18 protein-coding genes are annotated in these 23,797 nt (G+C 62.5%); 7 read left to right on the top strand and 11 right to left on the bottom strand.

The features are described from left to right. Nucleotides 1-28: 28 nt before the first annotated feature. From ACT5M9_RS05205 to nadK, 6 genes are all read right to left on the bottom strand, one after another. Nucleotides 29-2,029: a MacB family efflux pump subunit gene (locus tag ACT5M9_RS05205; RefSeq protein WP_457981206.1), complete on the bottom strand. Its 2,001-nt coding sequence runs from the start codon at nucleotides 2,027-2,029 to the stop codon at nucleotides 29-31. Beyond that, a complete protein-coding gene (locus ACT5M9_RS05200; protein WP_457981208.1) occupies nucleotides 2,026-3,189 on the bottom strand; it encodes an efflux RND transporter periplasmic adaptor subunit in 1,164 nt (387 codons plus the stop codon). Before ACT5M9_RS05200 ends, ACT5M9_RS05205 begins: the two co-directional genes overlap by 4 nt. Before the next feature lie 261 nt (nucleotides 3,190-3,450). Then, a complete protein-coding gene (locus tag ACT5M9_RS05195) occupies nucleotides 3,451-3,891 on the bottom strand; it encodes a universal stress protein (RefSeq protein ID WP_457981210.1) in 441 nt (146 codons plus the stop codon). 256 nt (nucleotides 3,892-4,147) lie between these two features. Further along, nucleotides 4,148-5,041, bottom strand: coding sequence for a manganese-dependent inorganic pyrophosphatase (locus tag ACT5M9_RS05190; RefSeq protein WP_457981212.1), 894 nt, complete (start codon nucleotides 5,039-5,041; stop codon nucleotides 4,148-4,150). Nucleotides 5,042-5,352: 311 nt separating this feature from the next. Next, nucleotides 5,353-7,017: a DNA repair protein RecN gene (recN, locus tag ACT5M9_RS05185; RefSeq protein WP_457981214.1), complete on the bottom strand. Its 1,665-nt coding sequence runs from the start codon at nucleotides 7,015-7,017 to the stop codon at nucleotides 5,353-5,355. Between the two features lie 112 nt (nucleotides 7,018-7,129). Continuing rightward, the gene (gene nadK / locus ACT5M9_RS05180; protein ID WP_457981216.1) at nucleotides 7,130-8,014 is read right to left on the bottom strand and encodes an NAD(+) kinase; all 885 of its coding nucleotides are present in this window, start codon (nucleotides 8,012-8,014) and stop codon (nucleotides 7,130-7,132) included. A 244-nt stretch (nucleotides 8,015-8,258) separates the two neighbouring features. On the opposite strand from nadK, the gene grpE reads away from it, so the two are divergent. The 3 genes from grpE (at nucleotide 8,259) to dnaJ (ending at nucleotide 12,323) form a co-directional block, all read left to right on the top strand. Further along, the gene (gene grpE, locus ACT5M9_RS05175) at nucleotides 8,259-8,834 is read left to right on the top strand and encodes a nucleotide exchange factor GrpE (RefSeq protein ID WP_438548778.1); all 576 of its coding nucleotides are present in this window, start codon (nucleotides 8,259-8,261) and stop codon (nucleotides 8,832-8,834) included. A 308-nt stretch (nucleotides 8,835-9,142) separates the two neighbouring features. Beyond that, complete coding sequence (dnaK, locus tag ACT5M9_RS05170) at nucleotides 9,143-11,071, top strand: molecular chaperone DnaK (protein WP_438548779.1); 1,929 nt, start codon at nucleotides 9,143-9,145, stop codon at nucleotides 11,069-11,071. A gap of 112 nt (nucleotides 11,072-11,183) precedes the next feature. Then, nucleotides 11,184-12,323 carry a molecular chaperone DnaJ gene (gene dnaJ / locus ACT5M9_RS05165; RefSeq protein WP_438548780.1) on the top strand — a complete coding sequence of 380 codons (1,140 nt, stop codon included), beginning with the start codon at nucleotides 11,184-11,186 and terminating at the stop codon, nucleotides 12,321-12,323. Nucleotides 12,324-12,407: 84 nt separating this feature from the next. On the opposite strand, the gene ACT5M9_RS05160 is transcribed toward dnaJ, so the two are convergent. Together ACT5M9_RS05160 and ACT5M9_RS05155 are read right to left on the bottom strand one after the other, a co-directional pair. Continuing rightward, on the bottom strand, nucleotides 12,408-13,136 hold the full coding sequence (locus ACT5M9_RS05160; RefSeq protein WP_349918705.1) for an MgtC/SapB family protein: 729 nt from the start codon (nucleotides 13,134-13,136) through the stop codon (nucleotides 12,408-12,410). A 223-nt stretch (nucleotides 13,137-13,359) separates the two neighbouring features. Then, nucleotides 13,360-13,734 carry a hypothetical protein gene (locus ACT5M9_RS05155; protein ID WP_457981219.1) on the bottom strand — a complete coding sequence of 125 codons (375 nt, stop codon included), beginning with the start codon at nucleotides 13,732-13,734 and terminating at the stop codon, nucleotides 13,360-13,362. A gap of 477 nt (nucleotides 13,735-14,211) precedes the next feature. Between ACT5M9_RS05155 and ACT5M9_RS05150 the strand changes: the two genes are divergently transcribed. The 4 genes from ACT5M9_RS05150 to ACT5M9_RS05135 all read left to right on the top strand — a co-directional run bounded on the left by ACT5M9_RS05150 (nucleotide 14,212) and on the right by ACT5M9_RS05135 (nucleotide 18,110). Beyond that, on the top strand, nucleotides 14,212-14,652 hold the full coding sequence (locus tag ACT5M9_RS05150) for a YeeE/YedE family protein (RefSeq protein ID WP_457981656.1): 441 nt from the start codon (nucleotides 14,212-14,214) through the stop codon (nucleotides 14,650-14,652). A 10-nt stretch (nucleotides 14,653-14,662) separates the two neighbouring features. Further along, nucleotides 14,663-15,082, top strand: a complete 420-nt coding sequence (locus ACT5M9_RS05145) for a DUF6691 family protein (protein WP_457981221.1) — start codon at nucleotides 14,663-14,665, stop codon at nucleotides 15,080-15,082. A gap of 93 nt (nucleotides 15,083-15,175) precedes the next feature. Next, nucleotides 15,176-16,192: a lipoate--protein ligase gene (gene lplA, locus ACT5M9_RS05140; RefSeq protein WP_457981223.1), complete on the top strand. Its 1,017-nt coding sequence runs from the start codon at nucleotides 15,176-15,178 to the stop codon at nucleotides 16,190-16,192. A gap of 223 nt (nucleotides 16,193-16,415) precedes the next feature. Continuing rightward, nucleotides 16,416-18,110, top strand: coding sequence for a pyridoxal phosphate-dependent decarboxylase family protein (locus ACT5M9_RS05135; protein ID WP_457981225.1), 1,695 nt, complete (start codon nucleotides 16,416-16,418; stop codon nucleotides 18,108-18,110). 207 nt (nucleotides 18,111-18,317) lie between these two features. Here the strand turns inward: ACT5M9_RS05135 and ACT5M9_RS05130 are convergent, their stop codons facing one another. The 3 genes from ACT5M9_RS05130 to ACT5M9_RS05120 form a co-directional block, all read right to left on the bottom strand. Then, nucleotides 18,318-19,853 (bottom strand): toxin, encoded by a 1,536-nt coding sequence (locus tag ACT5M9_RS05130; RefSeq protein WP_457981227.1) that lies wholly within the window; start codon nucleotides 19,851-19,853, stop codon nucleotides 18,318-18,320. A gap of 408 nt (nucleotides 19,854-20,261) precedes the next feature. Beyond that, complete coding sequence (locus ACT5M9_RS05125) at nucleotides 20,262-20,609, bottom strand: copper-binding protein (protein ID WP_457981229.1); 348 nt, start codon at nucleotides 20,607-20,609, stop codon at nucleotides 20,262-20,264. 46 nt (nucleotides 20,610-20,655) lie between these two features. Beyond that, nucleotides 20,656-23,778: an efflux RND transporter permease subunit gene (locus ACT5M9_RS05120; RefSeq protein WP_457981231.1), complete on the bottom strand. Its 3,123-nt coding sequence runs from the start codon at nucleotides 23,776-23,778 to the stop codon at nucleotides 20,656-20,658. Nucleotides 23,779-23,797: the final 19 nt, after the last annotated feature.

Below are 23,797 nucleotides of genomic sequence, written 5' to 3'. Positions count from 1 at the left end.
CGCCTCTGACTGGGTAAGTGGTGCATCATCATTCTCTCGCCAGCGCCTCGACCGGATCGAGCCGGGCCGCGTTGCGGGCAGGCAGGTAACCAAACAGGATCCCGATGAGGGAGGAGCAGCCGAAGGCCATCAGGATGGAGAAGAGGGAGAAGGACATCTGAAAACTCGCTACCAGGAGTGAGAAGATGAAGCCGATAAGCAGCGCCAGGCCGATGCCGAGCAGGCCCCCCAGCAGGCTGACCATCACGGCCTCTATCAGGAACTGTTGCAATATGTCGGACTGGCGGGCCCCCACCGCGATGCGGATCCCTATTTCCCGGGTGCGCTCCACCACGGAGACCAGCATGATGTTCATCACCCCGACCCCTCCGACGATGAGGGAGATCACCGCGATGGCGGAGACCAGCATGGTCAGGGTGGCCGTGGTCTTCTCCACCGACTTGATGATGCTGTCGCTGCTGAAGGTGAAGAAGTCCTTCACTCCGTGGCGCTGGGTTAGCAGGGCCACCGCCGCCTGTTCCGCCAGGGCGGGCTGGATCCCGTCCTTGACCCTGATGGTGAGCTGGCTGAAGTGGTTCTGGGAGATGAGGCGGCTCATCACGGCGCTGTAGGGCAGCCAGATGTTGACCGACTGGCTGCTGGGGCCAAACCCTGTCTCCTGGGCCACTACGCCGATGATGCGCACCGGCAGGGTACCGACCAGTACCACCTGGCCGACGGGGTCCACCTTGCCGAGCAGGCTCTCTATGGTCTTGCCATCCACCACGGCCACCGCCGTCCGGCGCTGGATATCCTGCTCGTTGAGCAGACGACCCTGGGTGAGGGTCATCCCCTTGACCCGGAAGAAGTCGCTGCCGACCCCCACCACGCTGCCGCTGCTGGTCTTGTTGCGATAACGGAGCTGGCCCGAGGTGGCGATCTGGGGGCTGGCCCCCTCCAGATAGGGCTGGCCGAGCAGGCTCCTGAGATCCCCCTCATTCAGGGTCTGGATGCTGGCTGCCTTCTCGTCCCCCCAGTCCTTGCCGGGGAAGATGTCGATGGTGTTGGTGCCCATGGCATTGATGTCATTGATCACCTTGGCGCGCGCCCCCTGGCCGAGGGCGACCACGCTGACGACGGCGGCGATGCCGATGATGATGCCGAGCATGGTGAGGAAGGTGCGCATGCGATGGGCCAGCATGGCGTGCAGGGCCATACGCCCCGCCTCCCGGTAGCGATCCCAGCCCTGGCTGCCGAGCCGGCTGATGCTCGTGCCCAGCGGCCCGTGACTGGCCTTGGGGGCATCGGGCTGCCCCGAAGGTTGGCGTTGTTCAGCCGTGGGGGAGCCCTCGTCAGGGCCAGTGGCCCGGGTGCTGTCTTCCACTACCCGGCCATCGCGCAGGGTGATGATGCGGTCGGCGTGGTTGGCCACCGCCATGTCGTGAGTCACCAGTATGATGGTGTGGCCCTGGGCGTGCAGCTCCTTCAGGATGGCCATCACCTCCTTGCCGCTGTGGCTGTCGAGGGCGCCGGTGGGCTCATCGGCCAGGATCACCTCGCCGCCGTTGGCCAAAGCCCGGGCGATACTGACCCGCTGCTGCTGGCCGCCGGAGAGTTGCCCCGGCCTGTGGTGGCCGCGCTCACTGAGGCCAAGGCGCGTCAGCAGGGCCTGGGCACGGGCCTGACGCTCGGCGCGGGGTGTGCCGGCGTAGACCGCCGGGATCTCCACGTTGGCGACCGCATCCAGGTGGGGTAGCAGATGGTAACGCTGGAAGATGAAGCCAAAATGGTGGCAGCGTAGGCGGGCCAGGGCCAGGGCATCCATCCGAGCGGTATCCTGCCCGTGAAACAGATACTGGCCTCCGCTCGGGCGATCGAGGCAGCCGAGCAGGTTCATCAGGGTGGACTTGCCGGAGCCGGAGGCGCCGACGATGGCGACCATCTCCCCCCCCTGGATGCAGAGATCCAGCGGGTGCAGTACGGTGACTTCCTGCTCCCCGCTCTGGTAGCGCTTCTCGATACCCTTGAGCTGGATCAGCGGCTCGCTCACAGCATGCCCTCCGGCTCATCGTCGTGGATGGGCTTGCCCTGATCCAGGAGCACCTTGTCCTGCTCGTCGAGGCCGCTCAGCACCTCAATCTTGATGTCATCCTTCATGCCGGTCTTGATGCGACGGGTCTCCCTGTGCTCATCCCCCTTGAGCAGGGTCACTTCATATTCGCTGTCGCCGAGTTTCTTGCCGAGGGCGGTCTGGGGGATGGCCAGCACCTGCTTGCGTTCCCCAAGCACTATGGTGACCTGGGTCGTCATGGCGACCCGCAGATGGTGATCCGGGTTGGGCACATCGAACAGGGCGTAGTAGTAGATGGCGGCGTTGCTGGTGGTCGCCGTGCTGGTGGTCTGATCGTTGATATTGGTGGGGGCCAGCTCGACGGTGCGCAGTGTGCCGGGATAGCGGGTATCCGGGTCCCCGATCAGGGTGAAATAGACCGGCATGCCGGCTCTGACCTTGGTCACATCGGCCTCGGAGATCTGGGCCTTGACCGTCATGGTGTCGAGATTGGCGAGCTTGAGCAGGGTCGGCACCGTCTGGCTGGCGGCCAGGGTCTGCCCCTGGCGGGTCACTATGCTGATGACAGTGCCGTCCATGGGGGCCTGAATGCGGTTGTAGCCGAGCTCGGTCTTGGTGCGCTCGACCTTGATGACGGCGTTGTCGATGTCGGCCTGGGCACTTTGTAACTCCGCCTTGGTGACCGCCAGTTGCGCCTCGGCACTCTCGAGATCGGCGCGGGAGCTCGCCTCCTGGCTGAACATCTGCTGCTGGCGGCGCCAGGCCAGCTCGTTCTGCTTGAGCTGAGCCTGCTTGATCTTGAGCTGGGCACGGCGACTGGCGAGATCCGCCTCGGCGGTCTTGAGGTTGTTCTGGGCGATGAGGGGATCGATCTGTGCCAGCAGGTCCCCCTGCTTGACCTGCTGTCCGGCTTCGACCGCCAGATAGGTGACCTGGCCCGAGACCTGGGCACCCACATCCACCTGTTCGATGGCCTGGAGGACGCCGCTGGCCAGCACCGTCTGCTCCACGTCCTGGCGAGTGACGGTGGCGGTCAGGACGGGATCCGGTTTCTTGCTGGGCCAGGCGAACCCGATGATGAGAGCCAGCGGGACGATCACGAGCAGGGCAAGCTTGCCCTGTCTGGGGAGTTTTTTCATTTATCTACCTGAACGGAAACCTGCGAAGAGGCGCAGGGGCCCTATGCTGCAGCAAATGGGGCTTAAAAAACAGCGAACAATATGTAAGTAAACGTGTAGATAGAACTGTCACCAGGGCGGGTTCGGGCGTCATTTGGCGGTCGTGCCGCGGCTAGTGGGCTCACGCAATGGCGAGGTAGCAAGAGAGGGCCTCTCAACAGGCCCAGAGAAACCAGCAGGTTGGAGGGGAGAGGGCCCGCGCAGGGGGCGGGCCCGGGTCAGTCAGCCGACGGCCTTGAGGGGCTCAGCATAGGGCTCATGGCAGATCTGGATATCGACGGGCAGCTTGTAGAGCAGCAGGCGTGCCAGGGATCCTTCCATCCAGTGGTGGCGGCTGCCTACCAGCAGCAGCGTACCGGGTTCTGAGGAGAGCCAGCGTCTGAGCTCGGAGACCACGTCGTCCACCACCAGACACTGGTAATCCACCGGATGGTGCAACTGGGTGATGAGCTGGCTGATGACGGCCTTGGCATCCAGGGTGCCCTGGGCGCTGCGCTCTTCCTGTGACAGCGACAGGCTCTGCTGGCGTATCTTGCTGCTGTGAGTCAGGTGCAACAGGGTCAGTTTGCTGCCCATGGCCTGGGCCAGTCGGCTCGCCTTGGCCAGCGTCTCCTGCTCGTAATCCTTGCCTTCCAGCAACAGCACTATATTGGTCGGGCTCATAAGCAGTTCTCCTCGGCAGGTGCGGGACAGGTGAGGCCTGAGACGGCATCCATCTTGGCTGCCCGCGAAATGTCAGAACAAACGAACCCGGTACCGACTGCGTCACTCGTTGTCAGCGACAACAGTGGGCTCCGGCTCCGTTTACATCATCATAACAGGCTGAGTTGAATAGAAAATGAAGGAAATGCTGCAGAAGGTGATAAAGATCTGTTAACGAAATGAAGACCCTCGCGATGGCGAGGGTCTGGGGATTGCGTCAAGCTGGCTGCTGGGCGAAATAGCGGGTCAGCCAGGGCAGCCCTTCCTTCTTGCGGCTGACGGCGCCGGCCAGGTGCACAGGCTCGGCGGGCAGTATGCCCTGGCTTGCGAAGAAGAGCTGGCTCTCCCCTCTGGCAAGATCGGTCAGCATCAGCACATAGCCATCCAGCTTGTCCTGCGCCAGCCGTTCTGTCATGGCCTGGTAGAGCTCGGCGGTGCGGGCCTCTATCTCGGCCGGGTTCATCACACAGATCTGGCTCACCATGAGGGCATGACCCGCCATCTGGTAGGCCTTCTCGTCGGCGACTAGGGCCTCGGCGAGGGGCAGGTCCCCCAGCTGGGTTCGGCGCTCGAGCAGGGTCTGGGCGAAGGGGGCCAGCTCCAGTTCGGCGATGGGCAGCAGCCGCTCGACCGCGAGCCTGTCCTGTTCCGTGGTGGTGGGGGAGGTGAAGTTGAAGGTGTCGCTGACGATGGCCCCCAGCAGCAGCCTTGCCTGGGCGCGGGACAAGTCATCATAACCCATCAGCTCCAGCAGCACGGTGGCGCTGCAGCCCACCGCCCTCACCCAGGCATCGAGGGGGCCACGGGTGATCAGGGTGCCGATGCGATGGTGATCGATAAGCCCCTGCACATCGGCATCGGCCAACCCTTCCGGTCCCTGCTCCAGCTCGCTGAAATCTACCAGAAAGACAGGTTTGTCGGCCACGCTGCCCGTCAGCACGGGAGGCGCCTCGACCCCTGCCGTCTCCAGGATGAAGCGGGTCTCGGCGATGGGCGTACCGAGGGCGAAGGCCTGGGCGGGGCGACCCTGGCTATTGAGCCAGTCGGCGGTGACCAGGGCGCTGCAGATGCTGTCGCTGTCGGGATTCTTGTGACCAAACACATGAAGCATGGGGGAGTCCTGATATAGGGGGCCTCGGCTGCATGAAGCTGTCATGCGCAATGGTAAAGAAGGCCGTGGTAAAGAGGAGTATAGGGCCGGGAAGACTCAGAGTTGAGCCAGCGGCGTTGCCGACTCACTCTACTGCCAGGGCGATACGGGATCAACATCGGTCAGCGGCGGCTTGAGTGAACGGGTTGTGACTGACAGAGATGCTGTGATGGATGAAATTCGTCGCCAGATGACGGTTATGCAGTCAAATATGCTGATGTCGACAGTGCCATGCTGGCGGAAGGGGCACTGGGCCCCTCCCGTCAGGAGCGTCAGGAGGCGAGCAGCTCGCGGGCATTGGCCAGGGTGTTGTCGGTGATCTGATCTCCCCCGAGCAGGCGGGCCAGCTCGTTGAGACGCGCCTTGGCAGTGAGCGCCTGCATCTGGGTTTCCGTGGTCTTGCCGTCGGTGTGCTTGCTCACCACCATGTGCTGATGGCCCTTGCCCGCCACCTGTGGCAGGTGGGTGACCACCATCACCTGGGTGGACTCGCCGAGCTGGCGCAAGAGGCGCCCCACCACGGCCGCGGTCGGGCCGCTGATCCCCACGTCCACCTCATCGAAGATGAGGGTCGGTGTGGAGATCTTGCGAGCGCTGATGACCACGATGGCGAGGCTGATCCGTGACAGCTCACCGCCGGAGGCGACCTTGCCGAGCGGCTGGATGGGCTGCCCCGGGTTGGTGGTGACCATAAATTCCACCCGATCGATGCCGAGCGGCGACAGGCTGCTCTGGGCATCGGGGCGCACCTCTATGGTGAAACGGCCATCCGGCATGGCGAGCTCATGCATGCTGGCACTCACCTTGGTCCCCAGCTCTTCGGCATAACGCTGGCGGCTCTGGCTCAGCACCTCCGCCGCCTGTACGAAGGCGTGGCGGGCCCGAATCAGTTCGTCTTCCATGCCCTCGAGGCGCTCCTCGTCCGAGTTGAGACGGGCGAGATCGCTGGCCAGCTCCTGATGATGGTGGGCGAGCTCCGCCGGTTTGACATGGTGTTTGCGGGCCAGGTTGATGGCGCGGGAGAGGCGGGCCTCCAGCTCGTTGAAACGCTCGGGGTCGAGCTCCAGCCGATCGAGATAGCTGCGCAGCTCGCTGTGGCTCTCCTGCACGCCGATCAGGGCCTCATTGAGCATGCCGAGCACGTTGCCGAGCCGGCTGTCCATGGCCACCAGGGTCTCGGTCCTGTCCACCGCCAGCTGCAGCAGACCGGCGATGGTGGTCTCCTCGTTGTCATAGAGCAGATCCAGGCAGGCGCCGCACTCCTGCATCAGCTCGGTGCCGTTGGCCAGACGCTGGTGCTCCTCCTCGATCGCTTCAAACTCCCCCGGTTGCAGGGCGAATTCGTCCAGCTCCTGCACCTGGTACTCGATGAGCTGGCGGCGAGCCTCCCGCTGTTGTTGCTCGGCCTTGAGTCGGTTCAGTTCGTTCTGCAACTGGCGCCACTGCTGGTAATGGTGGCGCACATCGTCCAGCAGCAGGTGATGGCCGGCGTAGCCGTCCAGCAGGGCGAGCTGGTAATCGGGTTTGAGCAGCAACTGGTGGGCATGCTGGCCGTGGACGTTGACCAGGAGCTGGCCCAGGCTCTTGAGCTGTACCAGAGGCACCGGGACCCCGTTGATGTAGCTGCGGGATCGCCCCTCGGCGGAGAGCACGCGCCGCACTATGCACTCGCCCTCGTTCTCCAGCTCGTTGGCGACGAGCCAGGCCCGGGCGGCGGGGTTGCCATCCAGGAGGAAGCGCGCGCTGACCTCGGTCTTGTCACTGCCAGGCCGCACCATGCTGGCTTCGGCCCGCTCCCCGAGGCAAAGCCCGAGAGCATCGATGGCGATGGACTTGCCCGCCCCGGTCTCCCCTGTGATGCAGGTCATGCCGGCTTGCAAGTCGAGTTCGAGAAACTTGACGATGGCAAAGTTGGTGATGGTCAGTTGGGTCAGCATGGTTTCATCCTGTATGGGCCAACATTACTGTGTATGCATCCAGTATATACTGGTTTTACATACAGTAAAGTGTCGGCCCGTAGCAGGATGCAAAAGGGGCTTGACTATGGCGTCAGAACAGCTTGCTGCCCCAGCCGAGCTTGTTGCGCAGCACGTGGAAGTAGCTGTAATCCAGCGGATGAACCAGGTGCAGCTTGTGGTGGCTCTTCTTGATGAGGATCTCGTCCCCCGGATGCACCGCTAGGGTGACCTGGCCGTCGCAGCTCACCTGCATGGCGTCGTCCTGATTATCCGGCGAGACCAGCAGGCGCACCTCGCTGTCCGCGTCCAGCACAATGGGGCGGCTGCTCAGGGTGTGGGGGAACATGGGCACTAGCGTGATGGCGTTGAGTTTGGGGGTGAGGATGGCGCCCCCCGCCGAGAGGGAGTAGGCGGTGGAGCCGGTCGGGGTCGCGACTATGATGCCGTCCGAGCGCTGGCTGTACATGAAGCTGCCATCGATATAGACCTCGAACTCTATCATGTGGGCGATCTTGCCCGGGTGCAGCACCGCCTCGTTCACCGCGAGGTTGCTGGACTTGCGCTCCCCATGGCGATAGACGGCGGCCTCCAGCAGGAAGCGGTGTTCGCTCTTGAAGTGGCCGGAGAGCACCTGCTCCAGGGGCAGCAGATAATCCTGGGGCGAGAGATCGGTGAGAAAACCGAGGTTGCCCCGGTTTACCCCGATCACCGCCACGTCGAAGCGGGACAGCACCCGGGCTGCCCCCAGCATGTTGCCATCCCCGCCGACGACGATGGCGAGATCCGCCTGCTCCCCGAGTTGCACCAAGTCCATCAGGCTGTCGTTCTGGATCCCCAGGGTCTGGGCGACCCGGCTCTCGAGCAGCACCCGAAAGCCGCGGGTGCTCAGGTATTGATAGAGGCCCTTGAGGGTCTGGTTGGCGCCCTCATGATGGGGCTTGCCGATGAGGGCAACGGTTTTGAACGGAGAATCCATAGGTTATCGGGTCTGGGCCAAGTATTGAGGGGAGTATACCGCGCTTTGGTATGGATTTGTCTGCCTCCATGCGGACTTGGCTGATCCCGCCCTGAACGGCGATGAAAGAGTGGGCAAGAGGGCCTCCTCATCCATGTTCTGGCCTTTTCCCCTTGAAAGCGAGGGCTGCGTCCCCATAATAGCGCCATTGATCGCAGCTAGGCTGCCCCGATTGTTTGAAGTAACCCTGAATATTGGAGATGTCATGAACCACGAAGAGCAAAAGGTTGAAGCGATGGAGCAAGTGGAAGCCCAGCCAGTCGAGCCGACCGATGTAGACAGTGAAGTGACAGCCGAGCAGTCCCGCATCGCCGAGCTTGAAGCGCAACTGGAGGCGGCCCAGCAGGCGGCTGCCGACGAGCGTGAGCGTGCCGTGCGCGCCGTCGCCGAGATGGAAAACCTGCGCCGCCGCGCGGCCCAGGACGTGGAGAAGGCTCACAAGTTCGCGTTGGAGAAGTTTGCCGGTGAGCTGCTGCCCGTGCTGGACAACCTGGAGCGCGCCATCGAACTCGCCGACAAGGAAAATGAAGCCCTCAAGCCCATGATCGAAGGGGTTGAGCTGACCCTGAAGTCCATGCAGGGCGGGGTAGCCAAGTTCGGTCTGGTGGCGCTGGATCCCCAGAACCAGCCGTTCGACCCCAACGCCCACCAGGCGATGAGCATGATCGAGAACGCGGAGCTGGCGCCAAACACCGTCATCGCCGTGATGCAGAAGGGCTACGAGCTGAACGGTCGCGTCATCCGTCCGGCCATGGTGATGGTTTCCAAGGCACCGGCCTGAGCCTCATCCCCCCCATTGAGCCCGCCGCTCGGCGGGCTTTTTGTTGGCCGAGACCTGGCCTCTGCCGGGCTCAGGTTAAATCGGCACAGTTGATACAGTTTTTTTGCATCGGGGCTTGAAGCGCGAAGTTGCGACCCCATATAAGTGACAAGGCCACGGCGGCATCCTCGTTCTGCCCCCTGCCATGCGGGGCGACAAGAATTTGATGCCGGGAGCTTGAAAGCCACAGTGGCAGGCCCCACCTAGCCGTTAACGTATTTAAGGCGAGTACCTCGCCAGTTTATTCAAAGTATTTGGAGATTCGTCAAATGGGTAAAATCATCGGTATTGACCTGGGTACTACCAACTCCTGCGTCGCTATTCTGGATGGCGACCATGCTCGCGTGATCGAGAACGCGGAAGGCGACCGTACTACTCCGTCCATCATTGCCTATGCCGATGACGGCGAAATCCTGGTTGGTCAGCCGGCCAAGCGTCAGGCCATCACCAACCCGAAGAACACGCTGTTCGCCATCAAGCGTCTGATCGGCCGTCGTTTCGAAGATGACGAAGTACAGCGCGATCTGGAGATCATGCCGTACACCATCGCCAAGGCTGACAACGGCGATGCCTGGGTCGAAGTCAAAGGCAAGAAGATGGCACCGCCGCAGATCTCTGCCGAAGTGCTGAAGAAAATGAAGAAGACCGCCGAGGATTACCTGGGCGAGCCGGTGACCGAAGCGGTCATCACAGTACCGGCCTACTTCAACGACGCCCAGCGTCAGGCTACCAAGGATGCCGGTCGCATCGCGGGTCTGGACGTCAAGCGCATCATCAACGAGCCGACCGCCGCGGCCTTCGCCTATGGCGTGAACAAGGTCAAGGGTGAGCGCAAGGTCGCCGTATACGACCTGGGTGGCGGTACCTTCGACATCTCCATCATCGAGATCGACGAAGTGGAAGGTGAGACCACCTTCGAAGTACTGGCGACCAACGGTAACACCCACCTGGGTGGTGAAGACTTCGACAACCGCGTCATCAACTACCTGGTAGACGAGTTCAAGCGCGAGCAAGGCATCGACCTGCGCAAGGATCAGCTGGCCCTGCAGCGTCTGAAAGACGCCGCCGAGAAGGCCAAGATCGAGCTCTCTTCCGCTCAGCAGACCGACGTGAACCTGCCGTACATCACCGCAGATGCCACAGGTCCGAAGCACATGAACATCAAGGTGACCCGCGCCAAGCTGGAATCCCTGGTTGAAGACATGGTGAAAGACTCCCTGGAGCCGGTCCGTGTCGCCCTGAAAGACTCCGGCCTGTCCGTGTCTGAAGTGGACGACGTCATCCTGGTGGGCGGTCAGACCCGTATGCCGCTGGTGCAGAAGACAGTCGCCGACTTCTTCGGCAAGGAGCCGCGCAAGGACGTCAACCCGGACGAAGCCGTGGCCATGGGCGCCGCCATCCAGGGTGCCGTACTGTCCGGTGACAAGACCGACGTACTGCTGCTGGACGTGACTCCGCTCTCTCTGGGTATCGAAACCATGGGTAGCGTGATGACTGCGCTCATCGAGAAGAACACCACCATCCCGACCAAGAAGTCCCAGGTGTTCTCCACCGCCGAAGACAACCAGTCTGCCGTGACCATTCACGTGCTGCAGGGTGAGCGCAAGCGCGCCAGCGACAACAAGTCCCTGGGCCAGTTCAACCTGGAAGGCATCCGCCCGGCACCGCGCGGTCTGCCGCAGATCGAAGTGACCTTCGACATCGATGCGAACGGCATCCTGCACGTCTCCGCGAAAGACAAGGAGACCAACAAGGAGCAGAAGATCACCATCCAGGCCTCTTCCGGTCTGTCCGATGACGAGATCGAACGCATGGTACGCGAAGCCGAAGCCAACGCGGCCGAGGACAAGAAGTTCGAAGAGCTGGTGCAGACCCGCAACCAGGCTGACGGTCTGGTCCACTCCGTGCGCAAGCAGGTCACCGAAGCCGGTGAAGCCCTGCCGGCGGACGACAAGACCAAGATCGAGACCGCTCTGTCCGAGCTGGAAAGCGCCATCAAGGGCGACGACAAGGCCGCCATCGAAGCCAAGCAACAGGCTCTGATGGAAGCGTCCCAGAAGCTGATGGAGATCGCTCAGCAGCAGGCTCAGGCGCAAGGCGCCGCCGGTGCTGACGCCGGTCAGTCCTCCTCTTCTGCCAAGGCTGACGACGACGTGGTCGACGCCGAGTTCGAAGAAGTGAAAGACGACAAGAAATAAGCCACACCCAGCTGGGCGGAGTCACTCCGCCCAGCGGCTTGGTCGATGAATTTACGGGCGTTGGGTGACCAACGCCCGTCTGCGTAACTGCTGATATAGCAACAGGATGAGTATGTCGAAGCGCGATTTCTATGAAGTGCTCGGGGTGGCAAAAGGTGCCGACGAGCGCGAGATCAAGAAGGCGTACAAGCGTCTGGCGATGAAGTATCACCCCGATCGCAACCAGGGTGATGCGGCCGCCGAAGAGAAGTTCAAAGAGGTCAAGGAAGCCTACGAGGTGCTGACCGACGAGAACCTGCGTGCCCGCTATGACCAGTACGGCCATGCCGGCGTGGATCAGAGCCAGGGCGGCGGTCACGGCGGCTTCGGCGGCGGTGCCGATTTCGGTGACATCTTCGGCGATGTGTTTGGCGACATCTTCGGCGGTAGCCGTGGCGGTGGCCGTCGTGGCCCGGCCCGTGGCTCCGACCTTCGCTACAACATGGAGCTGACACTGGAAGAGGCGGTGCGCGGGGTCTCCAAGGAGATCAAGATCCCGACTCAGGTTCACTGCGAGGTCTGCAACGGTTCGGGTGCCCACACCGGCAGCTCGGCCCAGACCTGCCCGACCTGCCACGGCGCCGGTCAGGTGCAGATGCGCCAGGGCTTCTTCGCGGTGCAGCAGGCCTGCCCGCACTGTCACGGTCGCGGCAAGATCATCAAGGATCCGTGCCGCAAGTGTCACGGCGAGGGCCGCTACCAGAAGACCAAGACCCTGTCGGTCAAGATCCCGGCCGGGGTCGACACCGGCGATCGCATCCGTCTCTCCGGGGAAGGGGAAGCGGGGGAGGCCGGCGCACCGGCCGGGGATCTGTACGTACAGGTTCACGTCAAGGAGCACGAGATCTTCGTCCGTGACGGCAACGATCTCTACTGCGAGGTGCCCATCAGCTTCACCACAGCTGCCCTTGGCGGCGAGATCGAGGTGCCGACCCTGGATGGCCGCGTCAAGCTGAAGGTGACCGCCGAGACCCAGACCGGCAAGCTGTTCCGCCTGCGGGGCAAGGGCGTCAAGTCCGTGCGCTCCGGCCAGGTCGGCGATCTGATGTGCAAGGTGGTCATCGAGACCCCGGTCAAGCTGACCGACACCCAGAAAGATCTGCTGCGCCAGCTGGACGAGTCCTTCAGTGGCGCCGCCGCCAAGACCCACAAGCCCAAATCGGAAGGCTTCTTCGAAGGAGTGAAACGCTTCTTCGATGACCTGACCAAGTGATCACGCGAGTGATGTGAGAAAGCCGGCCCAGTGCCGGCTTTCTTTTTGCATTTTTTCCTGTGTATCTCTCCGTTCGTTTGGCACTCAATCCGTGGTACTGGTACGCCAGAACACCTGCTTGATGCGGGGATGCTGGCCCAGGGTCTTCATCAGGGCGTCCAGCTCGTCACCGTCGATGGAGGTGGCGAGCAGCACGGCGGAGATCTCCAGGTCCTGCTCCCCGAACGGCTCGATATCGAGCTCGCTCAGGGGGTAGTTGGCCTGCTCCAGCTGCTGCTCCAGCCAGGGCAGCACCTCTTTCTGGTGGGTACGGCGGATGAGGGCGGTGACGCGATAGGTCAGCTCGGTATCCTCGTTGTCCACCGGGTGGCGGTTGATCTGATTGACCAGAGGGCGCAGCAGGGTGTTGGCGGCCAGCACGAAGAGGGCGCCGAGTATGGCTTCCATGGCGAAGCCGGCACCGCAGGCGGCCCCCACGGCGGCGACCCCCCAGAGGGTGGCGGCGGTGTTGATGCCGCGGATGTTGCCCGATTCCCGCATGATGACGCCGGCGCCGAGGAAGCCGATGCCGGAGACGATATAGGCCACCACGTGGACCACCCCGTAGCTGCCCCCGTGCAGGTCATAGATGCGCTGGGCCAGATTGACGAACAGGGCCGCCCCCACGGCCACCAGCACGTTGGTGCGCAGGCCGGCGGTGCGCTGGCGGTACTGGCGCTCCAGCCCCACCAGGCTGCCGAGCACGAAGGCCAGCAGCAGGCTGGCCAGGGTATCTGTCAGGGCCAGCAGATCAAATTGTTGCCACATTCTCATGGCGTACTCCTCTTGATGACGATGGCCTTCGAGATGGCAGATGAAACACCTGTCATGTGCAAAGTGAAGATAGACCCGTGCGTGGAAGGCCATCATGGCAGATGAAAATGTTGCACGGATCGAGGCTGCCAGCACCCAGAGTGGCTGGCCGTGAATGATGAGCAGGCCCCCGGCACCCGGGGGCCTGCGACGCTTCTCTGCGCCCTGGCGCCTGAGTCCGGGATCAGGGGCCCGGGCGCAGCTCCCAGCGTACCGGGTGGCTGAGCCCGGCCTGATGCACGAACTGCACCAGGTAGCGGCGCTGGGGCGGGGTGCAGTAGAGATCCAGTACCAGCTCCCGTCCCCCGTCGCGTCCCGGTCTCATGGATTGCGAGGGCACTAGCCCCGCCGGTTGCAGGGTATGAGCCACCAGCGCCAGTACGGGGAGCATGTCGGCCCTGTCCTGACAGCGGATCCGCAACCGGTAATGGTGTTGCCGCTGCCTGCCCAGCCTGCGTGACAGGGCTCCCAGACCCAGCTTGCCGAGCAGGGCGTGTGCGCCAGATGTCGCGGCAGAGATGACGGGTGTTGAAGCAAAATGGGTTGAAACAAAACGCATAGCAGCCTCCTTGTGGGAAGCAGAAACTATGCAGGCAAGGTGTCCGGTGCTTGGCCGGTCACTTGACGTCAAGTGTGAAAAGAGAAGGGGAGGAGATGCTCGCCTCTCGCGGGATCGCGAGGCGCGGCAGAACGATTGCTGCGGCTAGCTCGCGACCTGGCTGCCGACGCCCATGGCCGGCTTGCTACTGTCACTTGATGAGTTGCCCACTGATGGTCTCCGCTGTGAATGAACGGCAAGATGGTACAGAACCGGGCCGGGAAGGTAAAGGATGGGACCTGTCTTGCAACATCCGGAAACAAGTTTCCGGGATCCGAAACGGCATCCATGACGCTTCGCCGGGTGGCGAGTTGTCCCCGATGGCGGCTGTAAATTAGATGTTGCTAATGTTTTGGTAGGCGATAGAATGATCAATATTAGAGCTTGCTAATTAAATGGGTGGGCCCATTTGCCGCCCTGAGAGCGGATACGGCGCCCATACCGCCCCCTGACTGGAGAGTCCCTATGTTTGAGAGCCAATGGTGGTTTGCCCTCGGTGGCGGCCTGCTGATCGGCCTGTCCGCCCTGCTGCTGATGCTGTTCAACGGCCGGGTGGCCGGGATCAGCGGCATACTGGCGGGAGCTCTGCAGGAGAGAGGCGGCTGGCGCTGGTTGTTCCTGCTGGGCCTGGCCGGTGGGGCGCTGCTGGCCTTTGCCCTCGGCTGGGCAAGCCTGCCGACACTGGCGGTGTTGCCTGCCTGGCCCTGGGTCGCGCTGGCGGGCCTGCTGGTGGGCATAGGCACTCGCCTTGGCAACGGCTGCACCAGCGGTCACGGCATCTGCGGGGTGGGACGGCTCTCCCGGCGCTCTCTGGTGGCCACCCTCGTCTTCATGGCCACCGCCGTGCTCACCGTCTTTGTCAGCCACCACCTGTTGTGAGGAAGACCCCATGGAACGCTTGATGAGTCTATTTTGTGGCCTACTGTTCGGGCTGGGTCTCGCCCTCTCCGGCATGGTGGATCCGGAGAGGGTGCTGGGTTTCCTCGACGTGGCAGGCGCCTGGGATCCCAGCCTCGCCTTCGTGATGGGGGGCGCCCTGCTGGTGTTTATGCCGGGTTATTTCCTGCTGGTGCGGCCCCGTCACCAGAGCCTGCTGGGGGAGCCCATGGCCGCCGTGCCCGTGCCGACCCTGGATGCTCGACTGCTCGGGGGGGCCGCCCTCTTTGGCATCGGTTGGGGCATGGCCGGCATCTGCCCGGGTCCGGCCCTGGCCCTCATCACGGCAGGCCAGCCCCTGATAAGGCTCTTCGTGGTCGCCATGGTGATAGGCGTGCTGCTGGTGGACAGGGGTTGGCAACGGGCCCCCTGATCCCGCGTTGGCAGCTTTTGCGCAGAGACCAGGGCTCATCTGTCGGCCCAAGATGGTACTATCGGACTCCCATCCTCTCGACAAGGCTTGCCTATGCTCCCCCTGCGCCTGCTTATCTCGGATTCCCACGACCCCCTGTTCAACCTGGCGGTGGAGGAGTGCATCTTCCGCCAGATGGACCCGCGTCAGCGGGTGCTGTTCCTGTGGCGCAACGCCAATACCGTGGTGATAGGCCGTGCCCAGAACCCCTGGAAGGAGTGCAACACCCGCCGCATGGAGGAGGACGGGATAACCCTGGCCCGGCGCAGCAGCGGCGGTGGTGCCGTGTTCCACGACCTTGGCAACAGCTGCTTCACCTTCATGGCGGGCAAGCCCGGCTATGACAAGCAGGTCTCCACCGCCATCGTGCTGGATGCCCTGAAGCGGCTGGGGGTGGAGGCTTTTGCCTCCGGTCGCAACGATCTGCTGGTGGCGACTCCGGACGGGGATCGCAAGGTGTCGGGTTCGGCCTACCGGGAGACCCAGGATCGCGGCTTTCATCACGGTACCCTGCTGCTGGACGCCGATCTCAGCCGGCTCGCCAACTACCTCAACCCGGACCCGAAGAAGCTCGCGGCCAAGGGCATCACCTCGGTGCGCAGCCGGGTCGCCAACCTCAGCGAATTGCTGCCGGGGATCGACCATCAAGGGGTGAGCGAGGCCCTCATGGAGGCCTTCTTCAGCCACTATGGTGAGCGGGTTCAGCCCGAGCATATCTCCCCCGAACGGCTGCCGGACTTGCCCGGCTTTGCCGAGACCTTCGCCCGCCAGCGCAGCTGGGAGTGGAACTTCGGCCATGCGCCGGCGTTCAGCCATCGGCTGGACGAGCGCTTCGGCTGGGGCGGGGTCGAGCTGCACTTCGACGTGGAGAAGGGGGTCATAGGGCGGGCGCAGATCTTCAGCGACAGCCTGGAGCCGGCCCCCCTGGATGTCTTGGCGGAGCGACTGCCGGGCACCCTCTATCAACCGGTGGCGGTCTCGGCATTGATCAGGGCGCTGCAGGAGGAGTTCCCCGCCCAGCGGACCGAGCTCGCGGAGCTGGAGAGCTGGCTGGCGGCGGCACTGCGTTAGGAGCTGCATCAGGCCTGCCGGGTTACCCGCTTTCGCGCGGCATCACGGCGGGTGAGAGCGGGATCACGAAACGAGAGCCGGCCTGGGTGGCGGCCTCACGGCCAGCCCTTGTCCCGCCTGGAGCATGATAAAAAGTAGGGCAGGCCATTAGTTATTGTCGCTGTTTCAAACGCTACCCGAGGGGTATAACCGGGCCACCTCTGCAGTATTAATGGTAACAACAATGAGTGACCTGGTTTATCTGAAAGACGACGGCGTCAACGCCGTCTCCCCCGCATTCGCCGCCCGTTTCGCCACCGTCAAGGCTCACTACTTCTCCCGCAATCCCGATCTCTGGCCGGTGTTTCGCGAGCCCGGCTTCGCCACCCTCAACGAGTTTCGCGCCCGCGGCCTGGCGCCGGATGCGCGCCTCAATGCCTGGCCCGATGGCCGCGCCCGCCTCGCGGATCTCTGCGAGACCATGCCGGTGCCGCAGGCCATGCGCGCCCCGGGCGAGCCCATGACCGAGCTGCTGTTCGCCGGTGCCCTCTCCAAAGACTGGGAGAACCCCTCCAGCGTCGAGAACGTCATCACCATGTCGGCGGATCCCGCCATCTACGGCGCCCAGATGGGCATTCTGGCGAACCCGAACCTGGTCTACTCCGAGTACGCCGGGGTGGCCGAGGAGCTCGAGAAGAAGGTGGTGCGCCAGATAGCCCTGCTGGCGGGCTATGATCCCCATCGCGCCACCGGCATCTTCACCCAGGGGGGGACCTTCTGTAACCTCTACGGCTATCTGCTCGGCATCCGCAAGAGCCTGCCCGAGGCCAAGCACAAGGGGCTCGGCCACTATCAGGACTACCGCATCATCAACTCCCAGGGCGGCCACTACTCCAACATCACCAACCTCTCCCTGCTCGGGGTGGACATCGAGAACAAGACCATCCGCATCCAGGTCGGTGAGAACAACGACATCGATCTGGTGGATCTCGAGCGCACCCTGACCGCCTGTTTCGCCCTCAAACACGTGGTCCCCACCATCATGCTCACCATGGGCACCACGGACACCTTCGGGGTGGATCAGGTCAAACCCGTGGTGGAGCTGAGGGATCGCCTGTGCGAACGCTTCGAGGTGGCGGTCAAGCCTCATATCCACGTGGATGCCGCCATCGGTTGGTCGATGATCTTCTTCCTGGATTACGACTTTGCCGCCAACCCGCTGGCCATCAATGCCGCCACCCTGGCGGGCATTGAGCGCAACGTGACGCGTTTTGCCGAGCTGAAATACGCCGACTCCTTCACCGTCGACTTCCAGAAGTGGGGCTATGTGCCCTACACCTCCAGCCTGGTGATGATCAAGGAGCAGGACGATCTCAAGGCGATGGAGAACGATCCGGAGAACTTCTCCTACTTCGAGCGGGACATCCAGGGTCAGACCCACCTGCAGTCCACCATCGAATGCTCCCGTGGGGCGAGCGGCCTGTTCGGCGCCTATGCGGCCCTCAACTACATGGGGGTGGAGGGGTATCGCACCGTGCTGGCCCACTGCCTGCAGAACGCGAACTACTTCCGCTTCCGCCTGAGCCAGCTCGGCAACGTCAAGCTGGTGGCCCAGGAGAACCAGGGGCCGAGCGTGGGCTTCAAGATCTACAACCCTGAGTGGGTGAGCGATCCGGAAGCCGAGTTCGCCTTCGAGCTGGCCCGCAGCGCCGATCCCGCCTACAAGGCGCGGCTGCAACGCAACACCGATTATCATCGCGACCTGTTCAAGCATCGCGGCAAGGTGGGGCTCTTCACCAACTGGGTGGAGGCGGTGGCCCACTCCGAGTACGACGAGCGGGGCAAGTACTCCTATATCGCCGGCGAGAAGGCGGTCTTCATGAACCCGGCCTGTGGCCGCGAGCAGATCGACGCCTTTATCGAGCATATTCGCGGCTGAGAACGGCGCATCCATATAACCAATGGGCAGGAATAACCTGCCCATTTTTATTGGACTGTTATTTCATCCTCCGGCTTGGAGAAATGGAATCAGGGATGGCCATCAATAAAACGGCAATAATATGGATGACCATGAATATATGATGGAAACATGCCGGCGCGAGATGCGCCGGCATGTTTCGTTCAGGTTATATTTCCGGTCTCGATATCAGGGATTGGGGACAGTGCTGGCACAGTCATAGTGCTCGCCCTTTAATCCCATGACGTCACAGGTGACGGTCAATACGTCATTGGGCCTGGCCCACTCGGGATCCCAGCTCCCCATGGGTTCATCATGACGCTTGTCCTTATAGAGATCCCACATGATCATGCCGGAGGGGGCATATTTTGCGGTGCGGTTGGCTATTTCATTGAGCAAGTCCTTGCTCAGTACCAAATTGCCGGTGGCCGGCCTGCCGACTTCGAAGCCGACCGTGATGGGCGGAGAAATCAACAACTTCTGTGGTTGAATGGATGCGGTCGCATAATTGGGGGCCCCTTTTATCAGTGCATGCCCAGGTCGCAATGTATCGCCGGATTTCAACCAGCTGAAGAAGGAGCCATAGTAATAATCGACCTGTCCCGCCAGATCGCAGGGAATATTGGTATCTCCGCCGCAGTCCGTTTCGCTCAAGTCATAGGACATGATGCCTATGGTGCTGAGCCGGTCGATCTTGTCCGGATATTGCAGGGCCGTGTTGTAGATGAGGCCATACAGGTTGCCGCCCCACCAGGCACCCCCATAGGTGTGGCTGGTCTGGGCATTGCTGCCCCAGTTGGCCGACATATTGGGGAGCCCGCCGGTGGCCGGCGCCGCCGTGCTCAGCGCCAGCCCGGGATCGATGGCATCGATGGCGCTGTAGAGGGAGCCCAGGATGGCCGCAAACTTGTCGACCGTGTCCGGCATGATCCTGGGGTAGGGCTTCTGGGCGGGATCGAGTTGCATGTTGTCGTCATAGACCAGCGGCCCCTTGCCCTGGCTCATCAGCTCGGCGGTGTCGAGGTACTCCGGACTGCTGGCAGGCGTCTGCACCGAATCCGGCGTCAGGCGCCAGCTGTAGGCGTTGAGGTCCGCATGCCAGAACTCTTCGTAGTCCAGATCGATGCCCGCCACGCCGAGATCGCTGGCCAGCTGTACCACGTTTCGGTAGGCCTGATCCGCGGCCTGGCCGGAGATGGGATTGTCGAAGCGGTTACGGGGGCCAGGGTTGGGGAAGGAGTCATATTTCTCCCCGGCTGGGCCACAGGCATCCACCTTGCCCGCGGTGACATCGTAGTATTCCGGGATGCAGCTGAAGTTCCATCCCCCGACGGCGATATAGGTCTCCACCCCGTGTAGCTTGAAGGTGTTGATGATCTCCTTGAGCTGGGAAAAGTCGGCGGTGGATTTATTGTCTCTTGATTTTTTATTGGCGGTGGCCGTGTCGCAGACATAGCCGAATAACCCGGTGCAGGCGAGATCGTTTTGCGTGTAATTGACCAGACTGGGCTGGACGAACGACAGCACCAATTTATTGAAGTTGCTCTTCTGACTGGCGACCTGCTGACTCAAGGCTTCCAGATTATCCAACGAGGCATAATAGGCGGGAGTATTGGCCGGGGCATCCGGCCCACTCAAATAGTAGGCGGCGATCTCCGGGGATTGTGCCATCGCATTGCCGGCAGCCAGTGCGGTGAATATACCGAACAGAATGTGCTTTTTCATATAATGTCCTTATTGTTCTCTACAAGAGCGCAGTAGAGCCGAAAGCAATATCCTTGCTCTCATACAGGGTTATATTGAATGGAATTATCGGCTGTTTGGTTTATTGGCTTGGTATGACTCCTATCATGAATGGGAGTCTCGATAGTAAGGGGAGATGTGTATTTTTTGCTGAATGCCAACTGAATGGTTGTTAATATTTTATTGTTTTTATCTTAATCAATATGACGCTGTTGCTCTAAATACGAGACATAGCAAGCAGGATGATATTCGCAATATCGTGTGCACTTCGTGTCGAATAATATCCGGGATGTTTAAGGAACGTCGGCTGACATGGGGCGGTAGCCAAGCTCAATAAAAGGGATGGGGGAGGAGAATCTTCCTCCCCCATCCCTGTTGATCCCGGCCCCGTTACTGTTTCTGCAGCATGGTCACTGTCAGCTTGCCCGCCGGATTGGCGGCGTGGAAGCTAACCGCATCCCCGGCCTGGAATCCCTCCAGCAGGGCGGGGTCCGCCACCCGAAAGGTCATGGTCATGGGGGGCATCTTGAGATTGCTGATGGCCTCGTGCTTGATCCCCACCTTGCCGTTGGCGGCATCGATGCGAGTGATGACCCCCCGGGTCATGGTCGTGTCACCCATCTCCATTCCTTCCATCTGGGACATGTCGTGCCCCTCGTGGCTCATGGTCATCTCGGCCTGGGCCTGAAGGGAGGCGAAGCCGAGCAGCAGGGTCAGGGTCAACGTCTTGAAGTTCATGGTGTTTTCCTTACATGTCTGATTCATGGTTGATTGTGTATTCGAGTCATTCGGATTGTTCATGAGCGGGCAGGCTGCGTTTGCGCCACAGATAGAAGGCCGCCGGCAGCACCAGCAGGGTCAGCACCAGAGCGGTCACCATGCCGCCTATCATGGGGGCGGCGATGCGCTGCATCACCTCGGAGCCGGTGCCGTGGCTCCACATGATGGGCAGCAGGCCGGCGATGATGGTCACGACCGTCATCATCTTGGGGCGCAGGCGCAGGGCGGCGCCCTGAATGACGGCGTCGTGCAGGCCTTGCAGGGTGGGCTTGCCGCGGGCAACGAGATCGTCCCAGGCGTGGTTGAGGTAGACCAGCATCAGCACCCCGGTTTCCACCGCCACCCCGGCCAGGGCGATAAAGCCGACGCCTACGGCGACCGAGAGGTTGAAGTCCAGCAGCCAGACGGTCCAGATCCCCCCCACCACGGCGAGCGGCAGGGTAGTGAGGATGAGCAGCACCTCCTGGAAGCGGCGAAACGCCAGATAGAGCAGCAGCACTATGATGGCGAGCGTCAGCGGCACCACGTAGGTCAGACGGGCCTTGGCCCGCTCCATGTACTCGTATTGCCCGGACCAGGTGAGGGCGTAACCCGCCGGCAGCACCAGCTGCTTGTCCACCTCGGCCTTGGCCTCGTCCACGAAGGAACCGATGTCCCTGTCCCGGATATCCACGTAGACCCAGCCGTTGAGGCGGGCGTTTTCGCTGCGCAGCATGGGAGCCTCATCGCTGATATAGACCCGGGCCAGGTCCGCCAGGGCGATGCGTTCCCCCTTGGGGGTCACCAGGGGCAAGAGCTCGAGGCTCGCCACCGAGTCGCGATAGCTCTGGGGATAGCGCAGGTTGATGGGGTAGCGCTCGCGCCCCTCTATGGTCTGACCCACGTCCATGCCGCCCACCGCGGTGGCGAGCACCGCCTGCACCTCGGCGATATTGAGGCCGTAGCGGGCCGCCTTCAGCCGGTCTATATCCACCTTGACGTAGCGACCGCCCGCCACCCGTTCGGCGTAGACGGACGACGCCCCCTGCACCTTGCCGACGATCTGCTCGAGCTGTTGGCCTATCCCCTGAATGACCTTGAGATCCGGGCCCGCTATCTTGATACCCACCGGGGTCTTGATGCCGGTGGCCAGCATGTCGATGCGGGTCTTGATGGGGGGGACCCAGGCGTTGGTGAGGCCGGGGAAGCGGATGAGGGAGTCGAGCTCCTCTTTCAGCTTCTCCGGGGTCATGCCGGGGCGCCACTGACCCCGCGGCTTGAGCTGTATGCTGGTTTCCATCATCACGAGATCGGCGGGATCGGTGGCGGAGTCGGCGCGACCCGCTTTGCCGAACACGTTCTGCACCTCGGGCACGGTACGGATGAGCTTGTCGGTCTGCTGCAGTATCTCCCGCGCCTTGCCCACCGAGATGTTCGCCGCCGTGGTGGGCATGTACATGATGTCCCCCTCATCGAAGGGCGGTATGAACTCTGAGCCCAGATGCTTGAGGGGCCAGAAGCCCACGACCGTCACCACGAGAGCCGCGACGAGCGTGGTCTTGGGGCGCGCCAGCACGGCGTTGAGTAGCGGAATATAACCGTTGCTCAGACCCCGGTTGAGGGGGTTGGCCTGCTCGGGCAAGACCCTGCCGCGGATAAAGTAGCCCATGATGATGGGCACGAGCGTGATGGAGAGCCCGGCCGCCGCCGCCATTGCGTAGGTCTTGGTGTAGGCCAGCGGGTGGAACATGCGTCCCTCCTGCGCCTCAAGCGCAAACACCGGCAGGAAGCTCATGGTGATGATGAGCAGGGAGAAGAAGATGGCGGGGCCCACCTCTATGCTCGCTTCGGCGATGATCCGCCAGCGATTCTTGTCGGTGAGGGCCTCCCGCTCCATATGCTTGTGGACGTTCTCTATCATCACGATGGCACCATCCACCATGGCGCCGATGGCGATGGCGATGCCGCCCAGGGACATGATGTTGGCGTTGATCCCCTGCAGGTGCATGACGATGAAGGCGACCAGGATGGCGATGGGCAATGAGATCACCACCACCAGGGAGGATCTCAGGTGGAACAGGAAGGCGAGACAGACCAGCACCACCACGGCGAACTCCTCGATGAGCTTGCCGGAGAGGTTGTCGATGGCGCGCTGGATGAGATCCGAGCGGTCGTACACAGTCACCACTTCCACCCCGTCCGGTAGGCTGGATTTGAGCTCGGCGAGCCGGGCCTTGACCCCGTCTATGGTGCGCTGGGCATTCTCGCCGTAGCGCATGACGATGATGCCGCCCACCACTTCCCCCTCGCCGTTCAGCTCGGCGAGGCCGCGCCGGCTCTGGGGGCCGGTGACCACGTCCGCCACGTCCCCCAGCAGCAGGGGGGCGCCTCGCACATTGGTACCGAGCGGGATCTGCTTCAGATCCTCCACGCTCTTGAGGTAACCGTTGGAGCGTACCATGTATTCCGCTTCCGCCATCTCGATGACGGAGGCACCCGTCTCCTGGTTGCCCATCTCGATGGCGGTCTGGATGAGGGATAGCGGGATGCCGTAGGCCCGCAGCTTGTCCGGATCCACCCGCACCTGATACTGGCGCACCATGCCGCCGACGGTGGCGACCTCGGAGACGCCGCTCACCGTCTGCAGCTCGTATTTCAGGAACCAGTTCTGCAGGGAGGTGAGCTCGCTCAAGTCGTGTTTGCCGGTTCTGTCTACCAGGGCGTACTGGTAGACCCAGCCCACCCCGGTGGCGTCGGGGCCGAGCTGGGGCTGCGCCGAGGCCGGCAGGCTAGGGGCCACCTGGCTCAGGTATTCCAGCACCCGGGCGCGGGCCCAGTAGAGATCCGTGCTGTCGTCAAACAGCACATAGACGAAGGAGTCACCGAAGAAGGAGTAGCCACGCACCGTGGTGGCGCCCGGCACCGCCAGCATGGCGGTGGTGAGGGGGTAGGTGACCTGATCCTCCACCACCTGGGGCGCCTGGCCCGGGTAGGAGGTCTTGATGATCACCTGGACGTCGGAGAGATCCGGCAGGGCGTCCACCGGGGTCTGCTTGACCGACCAGAGCCCCCAGGCGGTGAGCATGACGGTCAACAGCAGCACCAGGAAACGGTTGCCGACGGACCAGCGAATAATCGACGGGATCATGATGTGGCACCTCGCTCAG

It is taken from the genome of Aeromonas sp. AE23HZ002T15 (assembly GCF_054165525.2).
Note: the sequence above shows the minus strand (reverse complement) of the source record. Positions and strands in the feature narration are given on the sequence as shown.